Origin of the sequence: Idiomarina sp. UBA4206, from assembly GCF_002383015.1 — a bacterium.
Classification (GTDB): domain Bacteria; phylum Pseudomonadota; class Gammaproteobacteria; order Enterobacterales; family Alteromonadaceae; genus Idiomarina; species Idiomarina abyssalis.
Map to the genome: position 1 here is coordinate 15,945 of NZ_DFTS01000076.1, position 790 is coordinate 16,734.

General features: G+C 42.4%; 1 protein-coding gene. It reads right to left on the reverse strand.

Annotated elements, in window-relative coordinates; translation table 11 throughout:
* Window positions 1-64 precede the first annotated feature (64 nt).
* Window positions 65-340 (reverse strand): putative quinol monooxygenase, encoded by a 276-nt coding sequence (locus B3180_RS15465; RefSeq protein WP_092839472.1) that lies wholly within the window; start codon window positions 338-340, stop codon window positions 65-67.
* Between the last annotated feature and the right edge of the window lie 450 nt (window positions 341-790).

Consider the following 790-nt stretch of genomic DNA (forward strand, 5'->3'; position numbering starts at 1 on the left):
AACGCCTCAATAACCGGCGCGCTTTAGCGCGTCCGGCACCGAAGGTGCGAAGTTGATTGATTTGTTATGTGTTGACTTCATGCTCATTTACATTAAAAGATTCTACTAGAGAAAATGAATCATTATCAGGCCCTGAATTTCTGAACTCTTCTAGCGTTTCACGTGATTTCCATTTTTCAAAAATATTTACCCTGTTCTCATCAATTGGATCTACCGACACTGAAAAGTCTTCACAGGCATCTAGCTTTCTTGCAAGGGAAATTGCTTCAATTGATTTCTGGATAAATTCATCTCGTTTGCCTGACTTTATTCTCAATTTCCCTGCTACGATTATTGGCACGATCTTATCCTCATAGACACATAACATTTGAATACTAAGCATGCCTCATATCTCTGATACATCGGCATGCACGCTTTGCTTTTGTTTAACTTGCTTGTTATCCCGCCGAAATACCGCCAACCCCCTTTAAAATTGATTATAGCGAGACGAAGAATAAGCGGTGCCGCCCAGCTGCGCGCGATCAAAACAGGCAATCAATCTAACGAAAAAAACAATGAGGTGGGCTCTTCCTTGAGGAAACTAGCTGAGCGGGCTCAAATCATTCGAATTGCCATACATCCATTGGCGTTCGTTTTTTAACTAATTTTGAGATTACTTGATTGGGAGGAAACGAGCAAGTTTTGACCTGCTCGTTTCGTTTTAGTAGAATTCGTTGGCTTATACTTCGAAGCCGAAGAAGAGCTTCATGTACTGGAACCAGCCGGGTTTGGCGAAGTCTAGCAGGGGCTC